Source organism: Caballeronia sp. NCF2, from assembly GCF_023631205.1.
GTDB classification, from domain to species: Bacteria; Pseudomonadota; Gammaproteobacteria; order Burkholderiales; family Burkholderiaceae; genus Caballeronia; species Caballeronia zhejiangensis.
The window spans coordinates 11,497-33,508 of the sequence record NZ_JALQDN010000016.1 but is presented as its reverse complement, the minus strand read 5'-3'; the positions used below and the strand labels follow the sequence as shown (position 1 = coordinate 33,508).

At 65.3% G+C, this 22,012-nt stretch carries 24 protein-coding genes; 9 read left to right on the top strand and 15 right to left on the bottom strand.

What is annotated here, in order from left to right:
* Positions 1-17: 17 nt before the first annotated feature.
* Both NCS02_RS07745 and NCS02_RS07740 read left to right on the top strand, forming a co-directional pair.
* On the top strand, positions 18-1,226 hold the full coding sequence (locus tag NCS02_RS07745) for an efflux RND transporter periplasmic adaptor subunit (protein ID WP_008349563.1): 1,209 nt from the start codon (positions 18-20) through the stop codon (positions 1,224-1,226).
* Positions 1,226-2,725 carry an efflux transporter outer membrane subunit gene (locus NCS02_RS07740; RefSeq protein WP_250518213.1) on the top strand — a complete coding sequence of 500 codons (1,500 nt, stop codon included), beginning with the start codon at positions 1,226-1,228 and terminating at the stop codon, positions 2,723-2,725. Before NCS02_RS07745 ends, NCS02_RS07740 begins: the two co-directional genes overlap by 1 nt.
* A gap of 81 nt (positions 2,726-2,806) precedes the next feature.
* Here the strand turns inward: NCS02_RS07740 and NCS02_RS07735 are convergent, their stop codons facing one another.
* Together NCS02_RS07735 and NCS02_RS07730 are read right to left on the bottom strand one after the other, a co-directional pair.
* The gene (locus tag NCS02_RS07735; RefSeq protein WP_250518212.1) at positions 2,807-3,430 is read right to left on the bottom strand and encodes a hypothetical protein; all 624 of its coding nucleotides are present in this window, start codon (positions 3,428-3,430) and stop codon (positions 2,807-2,809) included.
* 20 nt (positions 3,431-3,450) lie between these two features.
* Complete coding sequence (locus NCS02_RS07730) at positions 3,451-4,845, bottom strand: selenium-binding family protein (protein WP_034474191.1); 1,395 nt, start codon at positions 4,843-4,845, stop codon at positions 3,451-3,453.
* 187 nt (positions 4,846-5,032) lie between these two features.
* On the opposite strand from NCS02_RS07730, the gene NCS02_RS07725 reads away from it, so the two are divergent.
* A complete protein-coding gene (locus NCS02_RS07725) occupies positions 5,033-5,188 on the top strand; it encodes a hypothetical protein (protein WP_167354197.1) in 156 nt (51 codons plus the stop codon).
* Positions 5,189-5,297: 109 nt separating this feature from the next.
* On the opposite strand, the gene NCS02_RS07720 is transcribed toward NCS02_RS07725, so the two are convergent.
* Positions 5,298-5,618, bottom strand: coding sequence for a hypothetical protein (locus NCS02_RS07720; protein WP_008349571.1), 321 nt, complete (start codon positions 5,616-5,618; stop codon positions 5,298-5,300).
* 86 nt (positions 5,619-5,704) lie between these two features.
* A complete protein-coding gene (locus NCS02_RS07715) occupies positions 5,705-6,175 on the bottom strand; it encodes an Lrp/AsnC family transcriptional regulator (protein ID WP_250518211.1) in 471 nt (156 codons plus the stop codon).
* Positions 6,176-6,287: 112 nt separating this feature from the next.
* Here NCS02_RS07715 and NCS02_RS07710 point away from each other — a divergent pair, with 112 nt between their 5' ends.
* Together NCS02_RS07710 and NCS02_RS07705 are read left to right on the top strand one after the other, a co-directional pair.
* A complete protein-coding gene (locus tag NCS02_RS07710; protein ID WP_250518210.1) occupies positions 6,288-7,226 on the top strand; it encodes a DMT family transporter in 939 nt (312 codons plus the stop codon).
* Between the two features lie 53 nt (positions 7,227-7,279).
* The gene (locus tag NCS02_RS07705; RefSeq protein WP_033537178.1) at positions 7,280-8,191 is read left to right on the top strand and encodes a recombination-associated protein RdgC; all 912 of its coding nucleotides are present in this window, start codon (positions 7,280-7,282) and stop codon (positions 8,189-8,191) included.
* 9 nt (positions 8,192-8,200) lie between these two features.
* Here the strand turns inward: NCS02_RS07705 and NCS02_RS07700 are convergent, their stop codons facing one another.
* The 5 genes from NCS02_RS07700 to NCS02_RS07680 form a co-directional block, all read right to left on the bottom strand.
* Positions 8,201-9,277 carry a GGDEF domain-containing protein gene (locus NCS02_RS07700; protein ID WP_034474195.1) on the bottom strand — a complete coding sequence of 359 codons (1,077 nt, stop codon included), beginning with the start codon at positions 9,275-9,277 and terminating at the stop codon, positions 8,201-8,203.
* Positions 9,278-9,311: 34 nt separating this feature from the next.
* Positions 9,312-10,073 (bottom strand): hypothetical protein, encoded by a 762-nt coding sequence (locus tag NCS02_RS07695; protein WP_250522967.1) that lies wholly within the window; start codon positions 10,071-10,073, stop codon positions 9,312-9,314.
* Positions 10,074-10,567: 494 nt separating this feature from the next.
* Positions 10,568-11,440 carry a DMT family transporter gene (locus NCS02_RS07690; protein ID WP_250439766.1) on the bottom strand — a complete coding sequence of 291 codons (873 nt, stop codon included), beginning with the start codon at positions 11,438-11,440 and terminating at the stop codon, positions 10,568-10,570.
* Positions 11,441-11,507: 67 nt separating this feature from the next.
* Positions 11,508-12,419, bottom strand: a complete 912-nt coding sequence (locus NCS02_RS07685; RefSeq protein WP_008349578.1) for a YihY/virulence factor BrkB family protein — start codon at positions 12,417-12,419, stop codon at positions 11,508-11,510.
* Positions 12,420-12,496: 77 nt separating this feature from the next.
* Positions 12,497-12,667, bottom strand: a complete 171-nt coding sequence (locus NCS02_RS07680; protein WP_160172930.1) for a hypothetical protein — start codon at positions 12,665-12,667, stop codon at positions 12,497-12,499.
* 162 nt (positions 12,668-12,829) lie between these two features.
* Here NCS02_RS07680 and NCS02_RS07675 point away from each other — a divergent pair, with 162 nt between their 5' ends.
* Positions 12,830-14,311 (top strand): NCS1 family nucleobase:cation symporter-1, encoded by a 1,482-nt coding sequence (locus NCS02_RS07675; protein ID WP_033537166.1) that lies wholly within the window; start codon positions 12,830-12,832, stop codon positions 14,309-14,311.
* A 4-nt stretch (positions 14,312-14,315) separates the two neighbouring features.
* Here the strand turns inward: NCS02_RS07675 and NCS02_RS07670 are convergent, their stop codons facing one another.
* The gene (locus NCS02_RS07670) at positions 14,316-14,636 is read right to left on the bottom strand and encodes a hypothetical protein (protein WP_034474202.1); all 321 of its coding nucleotides are present in this window, start codon (positions 14,634-14,636) and stop codon (positions 14,316-14,318) included.
* Positions 14,637-14,751: 115 nt separating this feature from the next.
* Between NCS02_RS07670 and NCS02_RS07665 the strand changes: the two genes are divergently transcribed.
* The 3 genes from NCS02_RS07665 to tehA all read left to right on the top strand — a co-directional run bounded on the left by NCS02_RS07665 (position 14,752) and on the right by tehA (position 16,441).
* On the top strand, positions 14,752-14,895 hold the full coding sequence (locus NCS02_RS07665) for an alpha/beta fold hydrolase (RefSeq protein WP_250518208.1): 144 nt from the start codon (positions 14,752-14,754) through the stop codon (positions 14,893-14,895).
* A gap of 143 nt (positions 14,896-15,038) precedes the next feature.
* On the top strand, positions 15,039-15,308 hold the full coding sequence (locus tag NCS02_RS07660; RefSeq protein ID WP_250518207.1) for a hypothetical protein: 270 nt from the start codon (positions 15,039-15,041) through the stop codon (positions 15,306-15,308).
* Between the two features lie 98 nt (positions 15,309-15,406).
* Positions 15,407-16,441 carry a dicarboxylate transporter/tellurite-resistance protein TehA gene (gene tehA, locus NCS02_RS07655; protein ID WP_250434733.1) on the top strand — a complete coding sequence of 345 codons (1,035 nt, stop codon included), beginning with the start codon at positions 15,407-15,409 and terminating at the stop codon, positions 16,439-16,441.
* Between the two features lie 3 nt (positions 16,442-16,444).
* Here the strand turns inward: tehA and NCS02_RS07650 are convergent, their stop codons facing one another.
* Genes NCS02_RS07650 through NCS02_RS07630 form a run of 5 tightly spaced genes read right to left on the bottom strand, consistent with a single transcriptional unit; the run spans position 16,445 to position 22,002 of the window.
* Complete coding sequence (locus NCS02_RS07650; protein ID WP_008349584.1) at positions 16,445-17,230, bottom strand: 3',5'-cyclic-nucleotide phosphodiesterase; 786 nt, start codon at positions 17,228-17,230, stop codon at positions 16,445-16,447.
* Between the two features lie 6 nt (positions 17,231-17,236).
* The gene (locus NCS02_RS07645) at positions 17,237-19,465 is read right to left on the bottom strand and encodes a CHASE2 domain-containing protein (protein WP_250518206.1); all 2,229 of its coding nucleotides are present in this window, start codon (positions 19,463-19,465) and stop codon (positions 17,237-17,239) included.
* Positions 19,462-19,608, bottom strand: a complete 147-nt coding sequence (locus NCS02_RS07640; protein WP_160297415.1) for a hypothetical protein — start codon at positions 19,606-19,608, stop codon at positions 19,462-19,464. Before NCS02_RS07640 ends, NCS02_RS07645 begins: the two co-directional genes overlap by 4 nt.
* A gap of 10 nt (positions 19,609-19,618) precedes the next feature.
* On the bottom strand, positions 19,619-20,266 hold the full coding sequence (locus NCS02_RS07635; protein WP_250518205.1) for a FecR family protein: 648 nt from the start codon (positions 20,264-20,266) through the stop codon (positions 19,619-19,621).
* An 8-nt stretch (positions 20,267-20,274) separates the two neighbouring features.
* Positions 20,275-22,002 carry a ShlB/FhaC/HecB family hemolysin secretion/activation protein gene (locus NCS02_RS07630; protein ID WP_250522966.1) on the bottom strand — a complete coding sequence of 576 codons (1,728 nt, stop codon included), beginning with the start codon at positions 22,000-22,002 and terminating at the stop codon, positions 20,275-20,277.
* Positions 22,003-22,012: the final 10 nt, after the last annotated feature.

Sequence of the window (22,012 nt, the reverse complement as noted above, 5' to 3'; positions counted from 1 at the left end):
CAGCGGGCGGAGCAAGAATGGAAGAGCAGTTGTCGCAACGATCGGGCAACAGGCGGCGAGGGCGCTTATGGCTCGTGATCGCGCTCGTGGTCGTCGTCGCGCTCATCGCGCAGGGAATCCTGTCGCGCCGCGCTGCGCACGCGGAACTCGAACGCGATGCGAACGAGCACGGCTTGCAGACGGTCGAGGTCATCAAGCCGACGCGCATGAAGGCCTCGCAGGATCTCGTGCTCGCAGGCGATATCCGCGCGTTCTCCGATGCGCCGATCTTCGCGCGCACCAATGGGTATCTGAAGCGCTGGACCGTCGATATCGGCACGAAGGTGAAGAAGGGCCAGTTGCTCGCGGAGATCGATGCGCCCGAAATCAACGATCAGCTTCGTCAGGCGCGTGCCGATGCGCAAACCGCGCGCGCGAACTATCTGCTTGCGAAGACGACCGCTGAGCGCTGGGCGCAGATGCTGAAGAACAACTCGGTGTCGCGCCAGGAGACCGATGAAAAGAACGGCGACATGCTCGCGAAGGAAGCGGCGCTGAACGCGGCGCAGGCGAACGTGTCGCGGCTCGAACAACTCGTGTCGTTCCAGAAGATCTATGCACCCTTCGATGGCGTCGTCACCGCGCGCAACACCGATGTCGGTCAGTTGATCGACGCCGGCAGCGGCGCCGCCGGCCGCGAGCTCTTCCACATTCAGGATGCGTCGACGTTGCGTGTGTTCGTCGATGTGCCGCAAGCGTATGCGCGGATGATCACGGTGGGTTTGCCCGCGGAGTTGCTGCTCAACGAAGAGCGCAATCGCAAGTTCGACGGCGTCACGGTGCGTACCGCGGGCGCGGTCGATCCCGTCGCGCGCACGATGCGCGTCGAAGTCGATGTGAAGAATCCGGCGGGCGAATTGCTTGCGGGCGCGTATGCGCAAGTGCGCTTTCGTCTCACGAGCGCGAGTCCTTCATACACGCTGCCCGGCAATGCGCTGTTGTTCCGTCCGGATGGCGTGCATGCCGCGAGCGTCGATGCGAACAACCGCGTGAAGCTTCTGCCGATCACGCTCGGCACCGACTACGGCACGCGTGTGTCGATCGTCTCCGGATTGAATGGCGATGAGCGCGTGATCGTCAATCCGCCCGATTCGATCATCGATGGCGCGGCGGTGCGTATCGGCCGCGCGGGTTCGAGCGACGCCGCGAGCGGTGGTGCAGCGAAGGCTGAAGGAAGCGAGTCGTGATGAGGCGCGCATCGCTCGAATTAGTTGCATCGCTAACTATCGCGGCATTGGGCGGCTGCGCCGTCGGGCCGGATTACGTGCGGCCCGAAACTTCTACGCCTGCTGCGTACAAGTCGCAGATGCCGCTCGATGCGCCTGCGTCGGCATCGCAAGACTGGAAGCCTGCACAGCCCGCCGATGCGAAGCCGCGCGCGCCGTGGTGGGAAGTCTATGGCGATCCGCAATTGAACGCGCTCGAAGAACGTGTCGCGACAGCGAATCAGACCGTGGCCGCGGCCGCCGCGCGTTTTCGTGGAGCGCGTGCAGCGGCCGCGCAGGCGCGTTCGGCGTACTTTCCGACCATCACGGCGAATGCCGCATTCAATCAGTCGCGGGTATCGTCGAACGTCTTGTACAAATCGAGCGCGGGCGTGACCGTGCCCGACTATCTGATCGACGCACAGATCTCGTGGGAGCCGGATCTCTGGGGCCGCATCTCGCGTGCTGTCGAAGGTGGCCGCGCAGAAGCGCAGGCGAGCGCCGCGGATCTGCACAGCGCGATTCTGTCGATGCAGGCCGAACTCGCGACCGACTACTTCGATTTGCGCGGCATCGTCGAAGAAGAACGGCTGTTGCAGGCGACGCTGCAAGCCTATGAGAAGGCGCTCGCGCTCACACGCGATCGTTTTGCGGGCGGCGTCGCGGCGGAATCGGATGTCGCGCAGGCCGAAGAGCAACTGCGCGCGACGCAGGCACAATTCATCGATCTGGAGACCACGCGAACGAGCCTCGTCAATGCGATCGCGATTCTCGTCGGCGAGAGTCCGTCGAGTTTTACGCTCGATGTCGCGCCGCTCAACGAAGCGCATTCGCCGCATCCGTCGGCGGCGCTCGCGGTGCTGCCGCCCGGCGTGCCATCCGCGTTGCTCGAGCGCAGGCCGGATATCGCGGCGGCGGAGCGGCGCGTGGCCGAGGCGAATGCGCGCGTCGGCGTGGCGACGGCGGCGTTCTTTCCGAACCTTCTGCTCGCCGCGACGGGCGGTCTCGAGGCGACGCGCTTCAGCTCATGGCTCGAAGCGCCGAGCCGATTCTGGTCGCTCGGGCCACAGCTCGCATTCACGGTGCTGGACTTCGGCGGTCGCGCGGCGGCTCGCGATGCGGCGCGCGCTGACTACGACGAGAAGGTCGCCGATTATCGGCAAACCGTGCTGACCGCGTTCGGGCAAGTGGAAGACAACCTGAATGCGCTGGAAGTGCTGCGCCGCGAAAGCGAAGCACAACGCGATGCCGTCGATGCCGCCCAGCGCGCGCTCGGCAAGGTCAGCAATCGCTACGAGAACGGCGCGATCACGTATCTGAGCGTGGTGGTGACGCAGGCAATCGTGCTGTCGGATCAACGCACGGCGGTGCGTATCGAGCGGCGCCGCATGGCGGCGAGCGTCGCTCTCGTGAAGGCGCTGGGCGGAGGGTGGACCACCGCCGAATTGCCGAGTCCGGAGGAAGTGTCGCGCCGCGATTGAATTCTGTGCTATGCGCGATGCATGCAAAATGCCATCGTGCATAACGTATGCAAAATGCAATTCGGCGCGCAGCACTCCGCGTCAGACGAATAGAAATATGCCGCACGCGATCAATGCCGCGCTCCAGATCCAGTCGACGTTGATCCATCCGCTGCGTAGAAAGCCGAGTCCGCCGCGTTCCTGAAGGGACATGGCGAACATGGCGATCGTCGCGATGACGGCGAGCATCGCGCCGGTATGCACGGTCAACGCGAGTGCGCTGGCTTCGAAAGCCGTCTTTGGCATCGCGCCCGTGCACAACGGCAAGAGCGCCGGCACCAGCATCAAACCTGCGCCGTGCGCGCTCGACATCATGAAGGACCATAACGCGAGACCGGCCAGCCCGGTACGCATGCCGACGGTCGGGCGTCCGCGATGCCCGCGCCACGCGCTCCACACGCCCCAGCCGATCAGCAGCGCCCCGCAGCCGCGTGCGAGCAGGTCATGGCCGATCGCCGCGCCGAGCGTGAGCGCGCCCGCGAGCACGAGCGCGACCGACGCCGCGTGGCCGAGCGCGATCGGCACGAGCGATACGAGCGCGACGCGGCGGCTTCGCGCATACAGGCCGAGCGCGACGGCGAAGAGCCATCCCATCGCGGGATTGAGACCGTGAAACGCGCCGAGGCCCGCGGCGGTGAGGAGGAGCGCGGGCGATGCGGCGTCCATGCGAAGTGTCTCGCGGCGGATCAGGGATAGCAGTACGAATCCGACGAGCAATCGCCCCCTTGCAGCCGGATCTGATGCGGCCGATGTCCCTTGGGCCAGTCGATGAAAAACTTGTCGTCGACGGCGAGGCCGCCGTTGGGATCGGCATCGAGCTTCACCATCCAGCCGTCGATGCCTTCGGGATAGAACTGCGCATCGACCGCGCCGTACAGCGAATTCGTGAAGTAGACGCGGCGGCCGTCGCGGCTCACTTCGACCATCTGCGGGCCGCCATTCAGCGCGCCGTTCTTCGCGCCCGGATGCGTCGCGCGCGCGACCACGCCGCCGATACGCACCTTGCCCGTCAGTTTCGGCGCGAAGGGATCGGAGACGTCGTATTGCAGCATGTCGCCGGTGCCCCAGCACGACACGTACAGAAAGCGGTCGTCCATCGACAGATCGATATCGGAGACGAGCGGCGGCACCGCATTGAAGCCCTTCAATAACGGCGGCAGCTTGTCGGCATCGGCGGGTTCGGCGGGAATGTCGATGATCTTTTTCACCGCCCACTTGTCCTTGTCGCGATACCAGGTCCAGATCGACGACGACAGATCCTTCAGACTGATCACGCAGTTCACGAAACCATATGCCTTGGTCGGATCGTGCGCGGGACGCAGTTCGAAGACGAGCTGATATTCGTCGCCGAAATCGATCTCCTGAATGTGCTTGCGCTTCGTGAAGTCCCAGAAATGCAGCTTGCGCCCGTACTTCGCGCCGAGCAGCAGATCGGGCACGAGGCCTTCCTCGAAGGTGTCGGGCGTGCCCCATTCGCTCGTGACCATCGTGTCGTAGCCGAGATGCCACCAGCCGTCGTACGCGAGCTGTTGCGGTCCGCGATCGACTTCCCATCGGCCGAGCGGATCGAAGCTCTGCTGATCGAGCATCAGCACGCCGCCGGGCGCCTTGCCTTCGGCGTTGCCGAGCGCGGTGATATAGATGCCGCCCGGCCCGCAATGCACGGTATGCGGCCGCGTATAGCCGGTCTTTTCCGCGAGTTCCGCGGGCTCGATCGTCTTCACGATCACCGGCTTCTTCGGATCGGGCTTCGTGTCGATGATATGCACGCGCGACGAACGCAGCCCCGGCACGACGAGATAGCGCCGCTCCATGTGCGGATGCGGCGCATTCGGGCACAGGCACGACGAGCATGCGTTCCAACCGAAGTGATGCAACTCGTCGCCGACATCGGGCATCGCGATTTCGCCGACGATCTTCGTATAGTCCGGCGAATCCGGATCGACATCGACGACGGCGATCTTGTCCGGCGACTTGCGCTCGGGATCGAACGTCGCGACATAAGCCAGCGTTTCGCGCGGCGCTTTCGCTGCGAGCCGCGGGGAAGGATAGAAGCTCGGATCGGGTTTCCACGTCGCCATCTGCGTCTCCCGGTTGATTTCGTGGATCTTCAAACCAAACGTGCTAAAGCACTATAGGACATGGGAACACGTCATGCTTTCGATGACTTAGCTGCTTTCATGCGAAGCATGTGCGCGCGGGGCGTGATTCGTCGCGCGAAACAGCGCCTAAAATACAGGCATCGCCTGTCGAAGAAAGGAGGTAGCGATGGCCGAGCCAATGATCAGCCTGATGGCGGGACTCGTCCTGGTGCTATGCGTCGCGGTGGTTATCGTGATGCATCACCGGCATCCGCATATCCATACTCCGAAAGCACGTTGGCTGGATACGCATCCGCCGCGCGACTGGCGGCACAGGCATTGAACGTGCAGTGAGATGCGAAGTGTGAAGCGCGAAATGTGAAGCGCGAAGTGGAGGGATGAAGCGCCGGCATCGACCGGCGCTTTCTTTTTTGCGCGGCGCGAGAAACGCCTTAGCGTCGTGGCCCTTTCATCGCTTCGGCCTCCATTGCGGCGTGCCATTCCTCGCTGTTCTCGATCGGGTCCATGCCTTCGTCGATGAACGCGGACGCGCGCTCTGCCGCCGAACGCGTTTCCTCGTCGGTTTCGTCGTCGGCGGGGCCGTCTTCGTCGCCTGGCGGCTCCAGCATGTCCTGCAGCATCGCCTCGAGTTCCGGCGTGTCCCACGGCTCGTCGCGCTGCTTTTTCTTCTTGATGTAATGCCGCACTTCGGCATCTTGCTCGGGTGTCAGCGGAAGTCCGCGGAAGGTGCGGTTGGCGTCGAAGTCACTCATGTTCGCTCCTCGCGCGCATAGCTGTGATGCGGTTTTAGGCGACTCAAGTGTAACCCCGTTCTTCTGCAGGTAAAAACGCGCAGCGATCAGCAGAGCGGCGGCAGGCGTCTTTCGATCGGCGTTGCCTTGATGATGGCCGTGCTCGTCGCGGCGCGCTCGGTGACGCGCGAAAGGATGTCGTCGAGATGCTCGATCGAGCGCAGATAGAGGCGGCATACGAAGCAATCGTCGCCCGTCACCTTGTCGCATTCGACGAACTCGGGAATGCGCCTTATCGCTTCTTCGACGAGATGCAATTGCCCCGGCAGCGGCTGCACGCGCACGATCGCCTGCAGCGTGTAGCCGAGCGCGCGCGGATCGATATCGACGGTGAAGCCGCGAATCACGCCTTGCGTCTCGAGGCGCCGCATGCGCTCGGCGGTGCTCGGCGCCGACAGGCCGACGCGCTTCGCAAGCTCGCTCACGGCGATGCGTCCATCGCTCGCAAGCACGGCGATGAGTTCGCGATCGATTGCGTCGATGCCCGCTTGCGGCGGGTTGCTCAGGTGTTTTCCCATGATGGCCTTCGATTCAAAGGTCGAAAGATGCGTGAGCCTAATTTTAGGCATGGTTTCGAGCGATGCGCATCGATAGACTTGAAGCCATCGAAACTTGCATGACGGGCGCGAAATGAATAGCGAAAGAATCGATGCGCGGCTTGGCGGCGCATCGCGTGCGAATGAACTGCGTCGCGGCGCGATCGAGATGTCGCTCGCGATGCTGATGTCGGGCACGATCGGCTGGCTCGTGGTGTCGTCGGGGCAGACGCCCTGGAACGTGGTGTTCTTCCGCTGCGTGTTCGGAGGCGCGACGCTCATCGCCGTGTGCGCGGCGCTCGGCTTCTTGAAGAGGCGCTATTTCTCGTGGCGCATGATCGGCCTCGTCGCGCTCGGCAGCGTGGCGATCGTCGGCAACTGGCTGTTGCTTTTCGCCGCGTATTCGCGCGCGTCGATCTCGATGGCGACGACCGTTTACAACACGCAGCCCTTCATGCTGGTCGCGTTGGGCGCGCTCGTGTTGCGCGAGCGCGTGTCGGTATCGACGATCGCGTGGCTCGGCGTCGCGTTCATCGGCCTTGTGATGGTGGTGCGGGTCGAGCCGTTCGTGCTCGCGATGCCGGGGCAGTATCTCGAAGGCATTGCGTATGCGCTCGGCGCGGCTTTTCTGTACGCGATATCGTCGATCGTCACGAAGCGCCTCGCGGGCACGCCGCCGCATCTGATCGCGATGCTGCATGTGTTGTTCGGCATCGCGATGCTCGCGCCGTTCGCGCGCTTCGATGCGATGCCCGCGACGATCGGCGGCTGGACCGATCTCGTCGTGCTCGGCGTCGTCAACACGGGACTGATGTACGTGTTGCTGTACGGCGCGATCCAGAAGCTGCCGACCGCGACGACGGGCGCGCTGTCGTTCATCTATCCGGTGGTGGCGATCGTCGTCGACTGGCTCGCGTTCGGGCAACGGCTCGCGTGGCTGCAAGTGGCCGGCGCGGCGCTGATCCTGCTCGCCGCGGCGGGCGTGAATCTGCAATGGCGGATCGTGCCGCAAAAATGGCGCGCGAACGACTGACGCGCACTCGTATAGAATGGCGCCCCTTTCCGACTACATCGAAATCCCGCGCCATGTGGTTCAAGAATCTTCAGCTTCACCGTCTTCCCGCACACTGGTCCGTCACGCCGCAGCAGATGCAGCAATGGCTCGCGCCGCTCGCGTTCACCGCGGCGTCGAGCATCGAGAACGAGCGGCGCGGCTGGGTCTCGCCGCGCGGCGACGATGATCTCGTCTACACGGCGAACCGTCAGATGCTCATCGTCTATCGCGCGGAAAAGAAGCTGCTGCCCGCATCCGTCGTCACGCAGTTCGTGAAGGAACGCGCCGCCGAGCTCGAAGAGCAGCAGGGCTTCAAACCCGGCCGCAAGCAGATGAAAGAGCTCAAGGAACAGATCACCGACGAACTCCTGCCGCGCGCCTTCAGCATCCGCCGCGATACGCGCGTGTGGATCGATCCGGTGAACGGCTGGCTCGCGATCGATTCGTCGTCGGCGACGCTGTGCGACGACATCATCGGCTTGCTGGTGAAGTCCGTCACCGATCTGCCGCTCGCGAGCGTCCGCACGGCGCGCTCGCCCGTTTCGGCGATGACCGAATGGCTGCTTTCCGGCGACGCGCCCGCGGGCTTCACGCTCGATCGCGATACGGAACTGCGCTCGACCGGCGAAGGCAACGCGACCGTCCGCTACGTCGGTCACGCGCTCGAAACGGAAGACATGCGCCGCCATATCGAAGCGGGCAAGCAGTGCATGCGTCTCGCGATGACGTGGGACGACCGCGTGTCGTACGTGCTGACGCCATCGCTCACATTGAAGCGCGTGAGCGCGCTCGACGTCATCAAGGAAGCCGCCGATCCGACCGCGTCGAACGACGACGAGCGCTTCGAATCCGACTTCATCCTGATGACAGGCGAACTCGCGCGCATGCTGTCGGCGCTGACCGAGGCGCTGGGCGGCGAAGAAGACCTGCGCGCCGCCGCGTAGGAACGAGCGTCAGGCGGACGGCGCCGACGCGAACGCGTAGCCGTTCTTGCCGTTGCGCTTGACGGTGTACATCGTGTCGTCGGCAGCGGCGACGAGCCGCCAGTAATCGTCGACACGATCCGGAAAACTCGCGATGCCGACGCTCGCGCGCACGATCGACAAGCCCATCTGCGCGTCGGTTTCCGCGACGCACGCGATGATTCTCTGCGCGATCACCGCGAGCTCGCCATCGCTCGAAAACTCGCGCACGAGCAACGCGAATTCGTCGCCGCCGATACGCGCGACCAGATCGCCGCCGCGCACCGCCTGACGAAAACGCCGCGACACCGCAATCAGAAACTCATCGCCGATGCGGTGGCCGTGGGTGTCGTTGACGCGCTTGAAGCCATCGAGATCGATATACAGCACCGCGATGCGCGACGCCCCGCGCGCGCCGCTCGCGAGCGCATTCGCCGCTTCTTCCAGCGCCGCGAAGAGCTTGCGCCGGTTGGGCAGGCCCGTCATCGGATCGTGCAACGACGCCTGCTCGAATTCATTGGAAATGCCGAGAAGCTGCCGATTGCGTTTTGCATACATGCCGAGCGCGGTGATGAGCACGCCGAATACGATCGCCGACAACGCGATCAGCGTATGCGACACGCTCAGGATGCGCTCGCGCACGTCCGCGCTCGTGCGATCGCGCTCCGCGCGCCACCAGGCGTAGGCCGAATCGAGCGCGGAGCTGGCCTCGCCGAGCGCGGCGGAAGGCGAGAGCACGGCGGAAGGCAGCGACGGCGCCGACATCGGACTCGACGACACCAGCGCATGCAGCGCCGCGAGCCGCCCGGCCAATTCGATGCGCGCCTCGCGATACGCAGCCTGGCGCTGCGTATCGCTCGCGGGCGTGTTCTGCAGGGAAAGCGCGGTCGCGCGGGCGGTATCGGCGCGCTCGACCGCTTCGAGCACGAGCCCGACGTACTCCTGCTGCAGTTGCGCCGAAAAGATCGCGCGCACCTGCAACGCCAGGAACAGCAGCCCGATCAGCAGACACAGCAAGGCCGCGCCAGCGAGCGGCGCGGGGCCGGGCACGCGCAGGCGCAAGCGCATGATCGCGTGCCGCGCACGGCTCGCCAGCGTCTCCTCAGGGACGTGAATACTCCTCTCGCTGACGGGTCGGAACATTGTGTCGATAGCTCACTCGATGCAAGAACGCGCCCACGCGCGCGAACAGTCCGCCTTCGGACTGCTGCCTTGCGTTCGCGCGCGCCTGATGCCTGCGTGCCTGCGCGTACTGATCGGCGCGATTGCTCCGATCGACGGCCGCACGCTGCGTCGCGGACGGCGTGCCGCGGCGTTGCACCTGTTGCGCCAGAGGTTGCGCGGAAGCCGTCGCGAGCGCCGCGGCGGCGGCCGCGCCCGAGCCGTCAGCGCCAGCGTTGGCGACGGTGGTTTCGTCGGCGGGATCGGCGGCGGGTGCGTTGTCCGCGAGCGATGCCGTGTCGATGGGCGCGGCCGTCGGACCGTCGTTCGACGAGTACGGAATCGCGCTGCCGGGCGCGGCGGTCAAGGGCGTTTCGACGGCGCCGCCCGATTGCGTCTGCGCGGTAATCACCGGCTGATCGATGCCGAGCGTGCGGCGCGCGCTCGCCATCGCCTCGGCATAGACGCGCTGATCGTGGTTGAACCACATGCCGTACGCGACCGTGCCGAGCACGCCGATGCCAAGCGCGCTCGCCGACGCCATCCACAGCGCGAGACGCCCGAAGCGCAGCGGCGCGCGCATGGGGCCGGGTTCGTCGTCGTAATCGATTGCAGTCTCGGGCAAGTGAGTGACAGTGGGATCATTCGCAGGACTTGCGCGTTCCGCGATGCTCTCTTCGGGTAGCTTTGCGTGCTGAGGCATGACAGCGCTCTCCAGAACCTATTCGTCAGACAGCGGACCAGCGCGGACTTATAGCGCGCGTCCGGCCCGATGCTTCACCTCGCGCGTCCCATCATATGAACAATCAAACGCGATGCGGCTTCGTCGGACGTAACAGCCGGTCGCCGGTTCAGCATCTGCCGCCGGCCCTTTTTTGCCAAACAATGTAACTCGCGCCACATATCGCCACAATCAGGGGCGGCGAGGAGGCGTTGGAACGACGCTGCGGATCATTGCGCCCGATGCGCGGCGCGCCTGCCGTGGCGCGGTCCGGCGCACCGTTGCACGGCGATTTCACCTCATTGCGTGTCGCGACGGCGAAGCAACTTCGGCCAGTACGTCAGCATTTCCCGTTCCTGCCCCGATTTGAAGTGCGGTGCATGCATCATTCTTCAGAGGAAGTTCCCGCGCGTATGTGAGGTGCCGCACATACGCGCATGGCACCCGTTTGCGTGTGGAACGCGCGCCACAGTTCGTCATCGGGGCTTCGACGACACGACGAGCGCGATGCCGCCGAGAATCGCGACCGCGCTGGCCGCGAGCCGCATCGTCAGCGTTTCGCCGAGCAGCAGCACGCCGCCCGCCGCCGTGATGAGCGGCACGCTCAATTGCACCGTGGCCGCCGTCGCGGGCTTCAATCCTTTCAACGCCGCGTACCAGACGACATAGCCGAGCCCCGAGGTCAACGCACCCGAGGTCATCGCGTAGGCCAGGCCCGAGACATCCGCGTCCGTACCCGCAAACGCGAGCGCGAGCGCCGACACCGCGATCGCGAACGGCAGCGCGCGCAGGAAATTGCCGGCCGTCGCGGCGACGGGATCGGACTGGCCCCGTCCGCGCAATGAATAGACGCCCCAACCGATGCCCGCCGCGATCATCAGTGCGGACGACGCGGGATCGGGCGCCGCGAGTCCCGGCAGCACGAGCCACACGAGACCGGCGAGCGCGAGCAGCAGGCCGAGCCATTGCGCCGCGGCGAGACGCTCGCCGGTCGCGATGCCGTAGCCGATCATCGTCGCCTGCACCGCGCCGAAGAGCAGCAGCGCGCCGGTGCCCGCCGCGAGCCGAACGTACGCGAAGGAGAACGCCGCCGCATACGCGATCAGCGCGAATGCCGATACCCAGCTTCCGGCGCGTCGCGTGTCGTCGCCGGGCGCGCCGCGCGCGAGCAGGATGATCCACAGCACGAGCGCCGCCGACGCGACGCGTACGAGCGTGAAACTCGCCGCGTCGATGCGCGCGCCCCTGAGCGCGAGGCGGCACAGCAGCGAGTTGCCGGCGAACGCGATCATCGCGACGACGGTGAAGAGCGCGATGCGCGTGCCGTGCGAGCGTGTGGGTGTCGACATCGGCGGCGCTGGAATGAGGGCGCATCACTGTAGCGCACGCGCGTCGCGAAGACATGCTGCGGCGCGTTCAACCGGTGGTGAAGGGCTGCGGCGGCGCATCGGCCTCGGAGCCGAAGCGCTCGAATTCGGAGATGACCTGCGCGCCGAATAGAAGCAGCGTCGCGAGCGCTTCGAGGCTGAAGAGCACGACGATCGACGTCGTCAGCGATCCGTAAACGACGCTCACCTGCGAGAGCGTCGCGAAGTACCAGACGAGCACATGCCGCGTGATTTCCCAGAGCACGGCGGCCGTCACGCTGCCGAGCAGCGCGAGCCGCAGCGAAGGCCGGCCGACAGGCATCACGAGATAGATCGACGTCAGCACGAAGATCTCGCCCGCGACGCCGAGCAGATACAGCAAAAGCCGCGACACGCCCCTGAGCGACACCTCGACGCCGAGCAGGTCGACGCTGTTGCTGCCCATCGCCTGAAGGCCGTTCGACACGAGCGTGACGATCAGCATGCCGACGCCGAGAAACAGGATGTAGCAGTAAGGCAGGAGCGCCGAGAGCAGAAAATGCCGCCGCCTGACCGCGACGCGATGCACGAAGATCACCGACATCGCGTTCTCGAGCACCGTGAAGGCAAGCGAACTGAAGAAGATCATCGTGACGAGCAGCAGCCAGCCGAGCACCGCGCGATGCGCAAGAAAATTCGCGAGCTCGCCCACGACGGCGTGCGCCTGGCCCGGCACGAGCCATTCGAGCAGATGCGCGAGCGTGTCGAGCAATTGCTGTTGCCCGACGAATTTCGACAGCACGATCACAATCAGGATCAGCAGCGGGACGATGGAAAGCAGCGCGTAATACGCGACCGCGCCCGCGAGCAGCAGGCCCTGATTGGCGCGAAAAGCCTTGAACGTGCGCATCGCAAAGCCGAACGGATGACGCGCCACGCTTCTCACCTGCGGGCCCAGCACAGGGCCGAGAATCTTCGACATGGAACCTCCGCGGCGCGATCGCTGGCCATCCTTTGTGGACGAGCAAGATCCGCACCCGTAGCGAAGGTCCGCACGCTTCAGCCTGTTCGGCGCGCCTCGATGCGTGCGGCTGCTTGCTGCGCGGCTTCCTCGAATGCGAGATTGAGGAAGACATCGACTTCGCACGCGCTCAGGTCGGCGGCATCGACGTTACGTAGCCGGCAGAAGAGCGCGAGCGCCTCGGCTGCGGCGGCGAAGGCGTTGTTCATATCCCGGGAGTGAAGGCGTTTTTTTCTCATGGCCAGCATAACGGCAGGCGCACGGACGACTTTAATGCGTCGCAACGCAACGCGCACGCCGTTTCATTTTCGCTTTTTGATGCATTAATCTAGGTTCATAACTCGAGCCCGCCGAAGGCACTGGAGGACATGATGGCCGCATCCCACGCAACCTCCGCCGCCGACGCCGCCGCGCTCGGTGCCGATGCCGAAATCGTCAACGCCGACGAGCGCCTCTACAACCACGACCTCGCGCCCGTGCCGCGCGCGAAGCGCACCTGGAACGGCTACAGCATCTTCGCGATGTGGATGTCGGACGTGCACAGCGTCGGCGGCTACACCTTCGCCGCGAGTCTCTTTCTGCTCGGCATCTCGGGCTGGCAGGTGCTGCTCGCGCTGACCATCGGCATTCTCATCGTGTATGTGCTGATGAACTGGGTCGGCAAGCCGAGCTTGAGACACGGCATTCCTTTCCCGGTGATGGCGCGCGTCTCGATGGGCGTGATGGGCGCGAATCTCGCCGCGCTGATTCGCGGCGTGGTCGGCATCGTGTGGTACGGCGTGCAGACGTATTTCGCGTCGAAGGCCGTCGCGACCTTGCTGCTGCTCTTCGTGCCGTCTGTCGCCGCGTGGCGCGATACGAGCTTTCTCAGGCTCGACATGCTCGGCTGGGTCAGCTTCCTCTTCATGTGGCTGCTGCAGCTCGTCATCTTTCAGCGCGGCATGGAGATCATCCGCAAGTTCATCGATTTTTGCGGGCCGGCCGTGTATGTCGTGATGTTCGTGCTGATGGGATGGATTCTCTATCGCGCGGGTCTCGGCAGCCTGAATCTCACGCTCTCGGGCAAGGTGCTGACCGGCGACGAGCAACTTCACGCGATGATCAACGCGATCCTGCTCGTCGTGAGCTATTTCGCCGCGCTGCTTCTGAATTTCGGCGACTTCTCGCGCTTCGCGAAAAGCGAGCGGCAGATGAAGATCGGCAACTTCCTCGGGCTGCCGTTCAACTTCGTTGCGTTTGCAATCATCACGGTGATCGTCACGGCGGGCAGCGAGAAAGTGTTCGGCACGATGATCATGGACCCGGTCGAAATCGTATCGCGCATCGAGAACAAGGTGTGGGTGGCGATCGGCAGCGTCACCTTCGTCATCGCGACGATGGGCATCAATATCGTCGCGAACTTCGTGTCGCCCGCGTACGACATCGCCAATCTGTTTCCGAAGCATGTGGACTTCAAGAAGGGCGGCCTGATCGCGTCGATACTCGCGGTGCTCGTGTGTCCGTGGATCTTCGTCGACAGCCCGAAGGCGATCACGATCTTCGTGTCCGTGTTCGGCGCCGTGCTCGCGCCGATGTACGGCGTGATGATGTCCGACTATTACCTCGTGAAGCGCCAGCAGGTGAGGACCGCCGAACTGTATTCGATGCAGCCCGGCGGACGCTTCTATTACGACGGCGGATGGAACAAGGTCGGGCTCGCGGCGCTGATCGTATCGGGCGTGATCTCGGTCGGCTGGGAACTGTCGACGCAGTTCTTCAAGCTCCTGCCGCCGAACAATCTCGGCTGGCTGATCGGCGCGGTGGCGGGCGCGCTCCTGTACGTGCTCTTCATGCGCATGGCAAACCGAAAATAGCGCTTTATTCGAGCCACTTTCGTACGTCCTGTTCCCAATCGGGCTGGCCGCAGTTCGGCGGATTCTCCGGCCCGAGCACGGTGATGTAGCCCTTGTCCTTCATGCACGCCTCGTAGGCGCGCACCTGCGTGCAACGGCCCGCGCCGGCTCTTTTCGCGGCGCCCTTGCATGCGGACATCGCGTTGTCCATGCCGCTGAAATCGGCATCGCCGTCGTTATTCCATGAAGGCGGATTCGCGCTCGCCGAAAACTCGACAGGCGTGCTGCACGCGACGAGCGCGAATGCAGCGGCGGGAAGAAGGCACAAGCGGAAGAATCGATTCATCTGCTTTAACTCCTTGTTCTTAAGCTCTTGTTGAACGCGCGCAATTCGCCGCCTATTATTCCCCGCTGCCGTTGGCGCGTCGCGTTTTCTTTTCATCGCGGGCGCGAACGACGATGTGCTTGCCGATACCAACGCGCGCCGTCTCGAACAGAAGATTCCGCGCGCGACGCTCGATGTGGTCAGCGACGCGGGACACGCGCTGATGTTCCGGTATCCGAGCGAGCTCGCGCGGCATATCGATGCGTTCGTCGCGAGGTGAGCGACGCCGAACACGTCTATCGCTTCATAGCGCACAGAACGCACGCGTTTTAGCTTGTCGGCGCATTTCCCGGCCCTTCATACTGTCGCGCAACCGCGATGCGAAAGCGCGCGCCGATAACAAGAAGAGCCGGGGAAACCACCATGAAGTCACGCTTCACTGCCGTTCACCTGCGTCCCGTCGAACTTGCCGATCCGCATCTCGCGCATCTCTACATGGAATGCGCCGATGCCGAGGCGCGTCTGTCGGGCGCGAGCAGAGTCGCGGCGGTCGCCGTGTACGAAGCCCGTGAGAAGACGCTCGATCGTCTGTGGTCGCGTCTCGATGCGCTCGATCCGAGACTGTGCCGCGAGCTGAAACAAGCGGTAGAGGACTGGCACGAAATCGCGGTGAAGCTGCGCGGCGGCGACTGATTGAGACGCGCGCGCAGCGCAATGAGACGCTGCGGCATTCGCGCGGAAGGCCGTCGCCACTAACCTTTCTCCAACGACGCAAATCAAGGAGAAGGGCAATGAACAGCAACAATGGTACGAACAATCGCGCGCCGATGCCGGCTGCGTTCTTCGGCATCGCGGTCGGCGGGCTCGCGCTCGCGGGCGCATGGCGCGCGGCGGCTCGCGTGTGGGCGATTCCCGATGCGGTGCCCGCATGGCTGACGGCGGGCGCGCTCGTCGTCTGGATCGCGGTGCTCGTCGCATACGGGCGCAAGTGGCTCGTCCAGCGCGATGCGGCCATCGCGGAAATGCGTCATCCGGTGCAGTCTTCGTTCGCGGCGCTCGTGCCGGTATCGGCGATGCTCGTCGCACAAGCCGTGCAGCCTTATTCGCGGCCGCTCGCGATCGCGCTCTTCGCGATCGGCGTCGCGAGTTCGCTCGCGCTCGGCGCGTATCTGCATGGCCGGTTCTGGCAGGGCGGCCGCAAGCCCGAGCTGACGACGCCCGCCATCTACCTTCCGACGGTCGCGCCCAGCTTCGTCGCGGCGACGGCGGCGGCCGGGCTCGGTTTCACGCAAATCGGCATGTTGCTGTTCGGCGCGGGCGTGTTCTCGTGGCTCGCGATCGAATCGATCGTGCTGCATCGCGCCGCCGTGCATGAACCGCTGCCCGAAGCATTGCGCCCTACGCTCGGCATCCAGCTTGCGCCGCCGGTCGTCGGAGGCGTGTCGTATCTCGCGATCACGCACGGCGTACCCGATACGTTCGCATACATGCTGCTCGGCTACGGTCTCTATCAGGCGCTGATGCTCGCGCGCCTCGTGCCCTGGATTCGCCAACGCGCGTTCACGCCTTCGTACTGGGCCTTCAGCTTCGGTGCCGCCGCATTGCCGACGATGGCTATTCGCATGCTCGAACGCGGCGCCGCCGGCCCGATGACGTGGATCGCACCGGCTGCGTTCGTCGTGGCCAACGTGGTGATCGGTCTCATGATCGCGGGAACGGTGCGGGCGATCGTGCGAGGCGAGTTGCTGCCGGCCGCGGTTACATCGGCGCCGGCGAACGTCACGCCGATCAGCATCGAGCGTCGTGCGGCAGCGGGTTCGCGTTGAACATCACAACGTCAGCACTTCGCCCGCGCGCAACGCACGCAGCGACACATCGGGCAACGCGGCGCGCAGTTCTTCCAGAATCTGCGCTCCGTGCGGCGGTTTCAGATGCGAAATCAGCAATTCGGCTTTCATCGCGCGGCCACGCAGATCATCGGCGATGAGCTTCGGGCAATAGTGATGCGCCGCACGCGCCAACGCGATCTGCGCATCCGGATACGCGGTCTCGACGATCACATGGCGCAGTCCCGGCAACGCGCACACGGCGGCCCAGAACTCGGGATTGCTCGTCGTATCGCCGCTGAACGCGATGCACGCCGTTGCGTTCGACACCGCCAGCCCCATCGACGGCACCGTATGCCGCGCGGGCAATGCCGTCACGGTGCGCCCGTTCAGCATGAAGCATTCGCCGACCTCCAGCGCTTCGAAGCGCACGCCCGGCGCATCGGGCGAAGGAATGCGCGTGAAGTCCGGCCAGATCAGATTGTTGAAGATGTGCGCCTGAAGTATGTCGAGCGTCGCGCGGCTCGCGTGAACGACGAGCGGCCTATCGCGCGCGTCGCCTACGGCATCGATCATGAGCGGCAGATACGCAATGTGATCCAGATGCGAGTGCGTGAGAAACACATGATCGATACGCGCGAGTTCGTCGTCGGTAAGCACGGCGACGCCCGTGCCGGCATCGATCATGATGTCGCCGTCGACGAGCAGCGCCGTCGTGCCGCCGCGATCGCCCGCATCGTCGCCGCCGCTCCTGATCGCGCCGCTACAGCCGAGTACCCGAACGTTCATGATGATTCATTTCGTGTCGAATTCGCTAACGCAATCCCAGTCCTCGGGCAACGCAATGCCGCGCAGCGCATCGATGCGCCTGCGATACATCGCGTACACCTGTCGCTCAGGATACTGCGCCGCGAGCGTCGCGAGTAGCGTTTGCGCTTCGTCCCACTCGCGCGCGCGATAGTGCGCGAGCGCCGCGTGCCAGCGCGTGAGCGCATCGCCGTGTTCGTGCGGGGGCTGCGGCTCGAACACCGCAATCGGCGCGACGCGTCCTTTCACGCGCACGCGATCGATCTCGCGGAACGCGATATCCGTCACCCGTTCGCGCGTCGCTTCGCCCACGATGATGTCGATATCGAAGCGCCGCGTGAGGCCTTCGAGCCGCGCCGCGACATTCACGGCATCGCCCATCACGGTGTAGGCGCGGCGCACGTGCGAGCCCATGTCGCCGACGGTCATCGGCCCCGTATTGATGCCGATGCCGATCCACAGCGTCGGCCAGCCGCGCGCCGTGAGCGTGCGGTTCAGCTCGACGAGCGCCGCGCGCATGCCGAGCGCCGCCGCGACGGCGTTGCGCGCGTGATCCGGATCGTCGACGGGCGCACCCCAGAAACCCATGATCGCATCGCCGATGTACTTGTCGAGGGTGCCGCGATGCGCGCGGATCACTTCGGTCATCGTGCCGAGATACTCGTTCATCAGACGCGCGAGCGCTTCCGGCTCCAGCGTCTCCGCGATGGCCGTGAAGCCGAGCACGTCGCAGAACAGCACGGTCAACTCGGCGCGCCGCCCGGCCATGCTGTAGTCCTCCGGATGACGGCTCATTTCCTCGACGAGCTCGGGCGGCACGTATTGCCCGAACAGCGCGGTGAAATGGCGTTTCGCGCGCGCCTCGACGAAGTAGCCGTACGACATGTTGAGCACGTAGAGCGCGAGCGCGGCGAGCAGCGGCGACGCCACCGGGATCGACCAGCGAAGCCGCGCGAACGCGAAGAGATCCGCCGCGACGACGAGCGCGAGCAACATCGCGGTGAAGATCGTCGCGCGCGCGGGCATGTGCCACGGCCAGAGGAAGATCATCGCGAGTCCGATGAGCGCCAGCATCGACGCCTGCAACGCCGACGCGAACGGGGGTTCGAAGCGGATCGTATCGTCGAGCATGCCGCCGATCAGATTCGCGTTCACCTCGACGCCCGGATAAACCTCGCCGACGGGCGTCGTGCGCTGATCCATCAGGCCCGGCGCCGTCGTGCCGACGAGCGCGATCTTGCCCGCGAGCGCGTTGGCGGGAATGCGCTCTCCGAGCACGTCGGCGATGGAGTAATACGGGAAGCTGCCGGTCGGGCCGCGATAGGGCACGAGCGCCGCGCCGTTTTCATCGACAGGAATCGTGCGCGTGCCGCGCGGCGTCGTGAGCGCGAGTCCCGCGAGCGGCGCGGCGGGATCGGTTGCGTCGTCGAAGACCGGCGTCACCGCGGCGTCGCCGAACAGCGCGCGGATCACGTCGAGCGACAGCGCGCCGTACACGCCGTCGCGATAGGCCGCGATGAGCGGCACGCGGCGCACGGAGCCGTCGAAATCGATCACGGGATTGAAGTATCCGGCGCGCTTCGCCGCCTGTTGCAGCGCGGGCAGATTGCCGCCGTAGCTCGTCCAGTCGAAGAGCATGAGCGGATGCGTGCCGAACGCGCGCGCGCTCATCAAGGGCGATGGAATCGCGCCGCTCGATGCATCGCGATTCGAAAAGTAAAAGCCGAGCACGACGGGATGACCGGCAAGGGCATCGGCGAAACGGCGGTCGTAATCGAGGCGCGGAGCAAGCGCATCGAGCGTCTTGCGGTACGCGGCGTCCTCGGCGAGCGGGCCGCGCGCGAGTTCGTCGAGCACGGCAAGGCCCGAACTCGCGTCGGCTTCCGCGAACACCATGTCGAAGCCGAGCACCGCGATGCGCTCGCGCGAAAACAGCGTATCGACGAGCGCCGCCATGCGCGCGCGATCCCACGGCCAGCGGCCCAGTTCGGCGAGGCTTTTCTCGTCGACATCGAGAATCGCGATGCGCGCGTCCGTCGTGCGCGGCATGAAGAGACGCACTTTCGCGTCGTAGATCATCGCGTCGAGCGAATCGATGAAGCGGATGTCGTAGCGCGACAGCGCATGTCCCGCGAGCGCGACGACGATCGCGAGCCCGAGCGCCCAGCGCGCGCCCGAGCGTTTGAACGTGAACGCGAGCGGTTCTCGCACCCTCATTGCGCGGCCCGGATCTGCTCGTTCGCGACGACGAGCCGCGCCGCCAGCACGCGCGCGTGCGCATCGACGCCGAAAGACATGAGCGCCGCGTGCAACTGCGCTGCGCGCATGACGTCCGTATCGCGGCTCGTGTTTTCGCTCATCGTGGGCTCGCTAACGGCACGCCGCCGACGGCACCACCGGCGTCACGCGCGATGCCGGCAGCACGCCGAACGGCAGCCGCGGACTCACGACGATCGCGCCTTCGCCCGCGCGCACGATCTGCCTGTCGACCTGATTGATGACGACGATCTGACCATCGTAGACGACGATCTGATCGCCCTTGCAATCCGCGTTCGCGCCCGGTTCGAGATTCGCGCAATCGGTGACCGAATATTCGGTGCCGCGTATGCCGATGGTCGACGTCGGCGTCTTCACGCGATAGTTCTCCGGCTTGCCTTCCTTCGCGACGAGCCCGTCGAGCGCGCGCAATCCGCCTTTCACGAGCGACAGAAAGCTGCGGTCTTCCTGCGGCGCGTTCACCGCGTAATGAAAATCGTCGACGCGAAACACCGAGCCGGGCTTCAGATACACGCGCTGCTTGTCGGTGAAGATCATCACGATTTCAGAGCCGACGCCGGTCTGCACGGTGTCGCCGTTGTCGATGTCGCCGCCGACCGCCGCCACGCGTTGCGCGCCGCCCGCCGATTGAATCGCGACATTGCCGACGAGCGCGGTGATCGTCGCGACCGCTTCGGCGCACGCCGCGCGCGCGGTCATCGCCAGGAAGAGGAAGAGAAGAAGGTGTCGGGCGCGCGTCATGTTCGGTCTCAGAAGGACTTCGTGAGCGCGATCCAGAAGCGGTTCGCGTGTCCGGTGCCGAGCGTCGAAGGCACGTAGCCGAGCGTGTGCGCGTACGACATCGACAGCAGAAAGTCGTGCGGCGCGGCGAACGTCGCGCCGACGCCCAGCCCGGAAAGCCGGACGTGATCGCTGCCCGGCGCGACCGGATGCGCGACGATCTTCCCATCGGCGGTATCGATGAAGCCCGATAGCGTCACGAGCACCGGCACGAGCGATTGCCTGATCGTCTGCCGTAGTTCGATGGTCGCGATATACGCTTCGTCGACGGGCGCGTCGCCGGTCGCATAGGCGCGCACGGCATACGGGCCGCCGAGCGAGATCTGCTCGGACGAATCGAGATTGCGCGAAGTCGCCTGGCCGTTGAGCGAAAGGTAGAGCTGCGTGCCGTTGGCCTGATCGCCGATCACCTGCGTGTGCGTCACGGCGAACACGAACTTCGTGAACGCACCGGCGATCTGGGCGGCGATCTGTTCCGGCTGCGGCGTCTTATAGCGCAGGTTGCCTTGCTGGATAGCCGTGTCGAACGTCGTGATGCTCTTTTCGAGCGTCAGATTGCCCGAGAGCCCGAGCCGGCCGACATCGCTCGTCTTGTCGCTGACGGAATCGAACGCGCCGAGATGATCCGACAGCAGCTTGTGGTCGTAGCCGAGCGTCGCGAATACGTTCGCCGACGGCGCGCGCAGCAGCGCGTAGCTCAGGAACGTCGAGAAGACATTGGCGCTGCCGTAGGCGTCGAGTTCGTCGAACTGACCGCCGACCGAATACGTCGAGCGCGTGTAGCCGACGCCCCACGCGAACCCGCTGCCGCCGACCGGCACCGTGTAGCCGATGTTGCCGTAGAACTGCCCGGTGATCGAGCCGAGCAGCCGCGCGCCCAACTGATCGCCGATGCCGAGCGGATTGTTCCATTGCAGCGCGCCGATGAGACGCGCGGTGCCGGTCGTCGTCTGGCCGTAGTTGTCGGCCTGCACGCTGCCGGAAACGGGCCGCGCGGTCGGCACGGCGAGCGTCATGTCGGAGGTGCCGGGAAGAAGGCCCGGCGAGATCGTCGCGTTCGCGCCCGTCGTGCCGGCCGCGTCCTGCGCGAGCAACGTGGCGCGGGTGAGGGCGCGCTCGTCGATCACATCGCCCGGTTTGAGCGCGCCGAAAAATCGCGCGATGACGGGGTCGCGCGTGCGCGACTGGTTGTCGATGTCGATGCGACCGTAACGTCCCTCGCTCACCGCGATACGCACGATGCCGTCATCGATCTGCTGCGGCGGCACATAGGCGCGCGCGACCAGATAGCCGTGCCGCCGATAGAACGCGCTCACGCGATCGGCGGCGCTTTCGAGATCGTCGAGCGAACGCCCCGCACCGATGAACGGCCGCACGGCGTCGAGCAGTTCCGCCGTCGGGAAAAGCGTGTTGCCGGTGAACGCGAAACCTTTCACTTCGAAGCGGATGCCTCCTGTTTCGCCGGAGACGGGCGGCGGTTCGGGCGCGGGCGTCACGTTCAGACGCAGATCGGAAGGCGGGACGGGCGCGGGCGCTTGCTGCTGCTGTTCGCGCAGGATGCTGCCCGCGTTCGGCAGCGTCTGGGCGTGCGTTTCGCGCATGTCGCGCGCCGTCGCCGCGACGAGCGTCGCGATGAGCACGGCGAGCCGGCGAGACGCGACGCTGTGGCGTCGTTCGCGGGGCCCGAAGCGTCGCACGCGCCTGGGC